Genomic DNA, 4,162 nt, shown 5'->3' with positions numbered 1-4,162 from the left:
CCGCTGCACACTGCCGGGGGGGCCCCCCCGGGGCGCGGGCGGGGGGCGGGCGGGGCCGGGCGGGGCCGGGGCGGGGGGGGGGGGCCGCCGCGCGTCCGCAGGTGGGACTAGGCCGCCGTAGCCGTCCGCGACGTGACCAGGCGGACGAGACCGTCGACCGTGCGGAAGTTGTCGAAGTCCATGTCCGCCGGGCCGAGGGTCAGGGCGAATTCCTTCTCCACGAAGAGCGCGAGCTGCATCGCGAAGAGAGAGTTGACGTAGCCGAGGGCGAAGAAGTCGTCGTTGTCGGCGAGCGGCTGGCCGGCCAGGTGCGGGGCGAGGAACTCGCGGACCCGGGCGCGCACGTCGTTGTTCGTCATATCAGGTTTCTCCTTGGGTAGTTCGAGGATCAGTAGGTGTAGAAGCCCTGGCCGGTCTTGCGGCCCAGGAGTCGTGCGTCGACCATCTTCTGGAGCAGGGGGGCAGGGCGGTACTTACTGTCCTTGTAGCTCTCGTACATGACCGTGATCGAGTTCAGGATCGTGTCGAGGCCGATCAGGTCGCCGGTCTCCAGGGGCCCCATCTTGTGGCCGAAGCAGCCGCGGAACATCTTGTCGACGTCCTCGGCCGAGGCGATCTGGTCCTGGACGCAGAAGATGGCCTCGTTGATGGTCACCATGAGGACCCGGTTGGTGATGAAGCCGGGGGCGTCCTGGACGACGATGCCCTCCTTGCCCATGTCCGACAGCAGCCCGAGCGCGGTGTTCAGCGTCTCCTCGCTGGTGAAGTGGCCGTTGACAACCTCGACGGTTTCCATCATCGGGACGGGGTTCATGAAGTGCAGCCCGAGGATCTCGGCCGGTCGCCCGGTGACCGAGCCCACCCGGGTGATCGGCACGGCCGAGGTGTTCACGCCGAAGATCACTCCGGGGCGGCAGATGGTGTCGATCTGCTCGTACACCGTGCGCTTGATGTCCCAGTCCTCGGTGACGTTCTCGACCACGAAGTCGGCGTCGGCCAGCGAGGTGAGCTCGGTGCGGGTGGTGATCCGGGCGAGGACGGTCTTGGCGTCCTCCTTCAGCGGCTTGCCGAGCAGCATCGGCTGGACCAGCAGGTCACGGCCGATCTGGGCCACCGCGCTGTCGAGCTGAGCCAGTGAGATGTCCACGAGGATCACCTCGAACCCGGACTCCGCGAAGGACTGGGCGACGCCGCGGCCGATCGTGCCGGCGCCGATCACGCCTACGGTTCGGATGCTCACGGGGGTACCACCTTTGCGGGATAGAAGGGGGGAGTGGGGGTGCCTGGTCAGGCCTGGGCGTCCCTGGTGTCCAGGTGGTCGGCGAGATCCGCGATCGTGACGTAGCGGAACAGGTCGACCATGGAGACCCGGATGTCCATGATCTTCTGGATGCTCTGGGCGATCCGGAGTGCGGCCAGCGAGTCCACCCCGAGCGCGAACGAGGTGTCATGCACGTTGAGCTCGGTGAGATCGAGCTCGCGGGCCCAGATCCGGGCGAGCGCGCGCTCGGTGTCGCTGAACTCGCCGCTCTCCTTGCCGAAGAGCTTTGGCTCGCCGTCGGACGGCGTGCCGTCCGACGGCGCGGCGGATTCGCCGGCACTGCCGCGGGCCGCGGCGATGGCCTGCTGGATCGGGACGGCCAGCACCAGCGGCGCGCGACGCAGCAGCTCCGCGAGCTCGCTGGACCCGCCCAGCTTGCGGTAGTTGACCTCGCCGACGATCACCGGGGTGCAGGCCGAGGCAAGGATCTCCTCGAAGCTGCTGAGAGCGTCCTCGACCGATACCGACCGGAAGAAGCCCTGGTCCTGCTGGACTCCGTGGTCGAAGGCCATGCCGGTTTCCAGCCAGTCACTCCAGTCGACCGTCACCGTCCACCGGCCGCGCGCGGAGCGCTGCTCGGCGAACTGGTCCAAGTAGCTGTTGGCGGCAGTGTAGTCGCCTTGCCCGGCCGCGCCGAAGATCGCCACCGTGGAACCGAAGTTGACCATGCAATCCGGCGGATCGTCCTGGGTGACGAGGTCCAGCACGGTGGCGCCGAGCACTTTGGGGTTCAGAGTACGACGGAAGGTCTCCGCGTCTTTGCGGAAGAGGAAGCCGTCCCCGGCGACACCGGCCGCGTGGACGACGCAGCCGATCGCGCCGAGATCGGCGCGGATCTTCGCGACGACTCCCTCCATGACCGTCAGGTCGGTGACGTCACCGGAGTAGCTGCGAACTTCGGCGCCGTTCCGCTCCAGTTCACGCAGTGCCTCGATCTGCCCGCGCACCTTGGCGTCGGTGACCTCGTCCCACCGCTCGCGCGGCGGCAGTTCGGTGCGGTTGACCAGGGCTAGCAGCGCACCCGGCCCCGAGCGGCTCAGATGGCGGGCGACCGCGAGTCCGAGTCCGCCCAGACCGCCGGTGATGAGGTACACCCCGCCCGGGCGGACCGGCGCGGACCTCGGCTGCTCCCGCAGGTGCACCGGTGCGAGCTCCGCGACGTACCGGTGCCCGTCGCGCAGCGCGACGGTGGCGGGTGTCCGGGCTCCGAGCAGTTCGGCACAGACGGCCTGGGCGCCGGTGTCGCCGGCGATGTCGAGGCAGAACACGTCGGTGTTCCTGTACTCCTGTCCGATCACTTTCGCCAGGCCGAAGAGCGTCGCGTGGACCGGGGCCGTCTCCGGCTCGGTGCCGGTCACCCGCGCCACCGAGGGGGCGACCACGCTGAACCCGGCCGGGGCCACGCCGCGCTCGGAGAGGCTGCGGGCCAAGTGGAACAGGCTGTGGACGCCGTGGCCGAGCCTGGCCTCCAGGAGCGACAGATCCTGCTGGACGCCGCCGTCGGCAGGGGCCGCGACGTGCACGACCTCGTCCGGGAGCTCCGCACCGAGTGCGTCCAGCAGTCGACCGAAACCCTCCGGGGTGGGCGGCACTTCGTACCGGTCCGGAACTGTCTGCTGCCACCGGTCTGCGAGTACCGCCTCGGCGACGCTGACGCCGCGCGCACGCAGTGCGGCACTCAGCTCGGCGCTGATGCTGCCCTGCTCGCCGATCACCAGGACCCGGGCGGGCGGGGCCTGGCGCTCCTCGGGTGCCGGTGCCGGGACCCATCGGAGGGTGTGATGACGGGTGTGCGGGCGCAGCTGGGCGACTGTGCGCTTGGCGTCGGCGACGCGCTTCACGGTGAAGCCGCGGATCTCGGCAGCGGTGGCCCCCGACTCGTCACAGATCACCACGTCGACCTTGCGGAACTCGGCGTTGTTCACATAGCCCGGATGCGGTTGGACGAAGCTCAGGCCGCGAGCGGGTAGCGGGCCGTGCAGGAGCAGCGAGTCGTAGCCGACCGGGAGGAAGAAGTCCCTTTCGCCGAGGGCGAGTCGACGGTCATCGGGAGTCTCCAGGACGGCGAAGCCACTGAAGCCGGTGGCCTGATCGAGCAGGGTCGGGTGCAGGAGGTGGTCCTGGCACTCGGCCCGGTACTGCTCGGGCAGGTCGAGTATGCCGAGGGCGGCCCGGATGCCGAGGTGCACGGTCGGGAGGCTGCTCCGCCAGCGATCGCCGAACTCCATCACCTTGTGCTCGGTCTGCCGCCGGGCGATGTCCACGCTCTCCAGTGAGCAGAGCTCACGCAGAGCTGCCAGATCCTGCGGCGGCGCGGGTGCGGTGTGCGGCTTGACACTCACCATGCCCTGGACGTGCACCGTCCAGTGGTCGCTCGCCGGGTCGTGACTGGCGACGGTGAACTCGGCCTGCAGGTCGTCGATTTCCCGGACGGTCGTGTGTGCGGTCCGTGGGGCTCCTTCCTGCACCAGCAACGGGACGAGGAAGGTGACGTCGCAGAGCTCGGTGACCGGCCGGCCGAAGTGCAGGGAGACGGCGGCGCGGGCCATCTCCAGGTAGGTGGTTCCGGGGACGATCGCCTCTCCGAGCAGCTTGTGTTCGGAGAGTACCCAGTGCAGCTCCAGCGAGAACTCGGTGAGGAAGACGGACTGGCCCATCGACCGGAGCAGGACCTGGTCCAGCAACGGGTGCGGGCCGGGCGTGCGCTGGACCGCCGCCTGCGGGATCTGGGGTTCGAGCCAGTAGTGCTTGTGTTGGAAGGGGTAGGTGGGGAGGGGGATGCGGCGGCGTTGTTGGTGGGTGTGGTAGGTGGTCCAGTCGGGTGTGGTGCCGGTGAGCCAG

3 protein-coding genes are annotated in these 4,162 nt (G+C 69.2%); all 3 read right to left on the bottom strand.

Going from position 1 to position 4,162, the window contains the following annotated elements; translation table 11 throughout:
* Nucleotides 1-107: 107 nt before the first annotated feature.
* Complete coding sequence (locus ACWGKU_RS25050; protein ID WP_401056429.1) at nt 108-359, bottom strand: acyl carrier protein; 252 nt, start codon at nt 357-359, stop codon at nt 108-110.
* A gap of 29 nt (nt 360-388) precedes the next feature.
* Nucleotides 389-1,240 carry a 3-hydroxyacyl-CoA dehydrogenase family protein gene (locus tag ACWGKU_RS25045; protein ID WP_401056427.1) on the bottom strand — a complete coding sequence of 284 codons (852 nt, stop codon included), beginning with the start codon at nt 1,238-1,240 and terminating at the stop codon, nt 389-391.
* Nucleotides 1,241-1,287: 47 nt separating this feature from the next.
* Nucleotides 1,288-4,162 (bottom strand): SDR family NAD(P)-dependent oxidoreductase (locus ACWGKU_RS25040; protein ID WP_452179497.1); only part of this gene is annotated, 2,875 nt, incomplete at its 5' end.

It is taken from the genome of Kitasatospora sp. NPDC054768 (assembly GCF_053612025.1).
This window is presented reverse-complemented; position numbering and strand designations above follow the sequence as displayed.

Coding starts and splice junctions, on each gene's coding strand:
- ACWGKU_RS25050 (WP_401056429.1), bottom strand. CDS start 359: ATGACGAACAACGACGTGCGCGCCCGGGTCCGCGAGTTCCTCGCCCCG.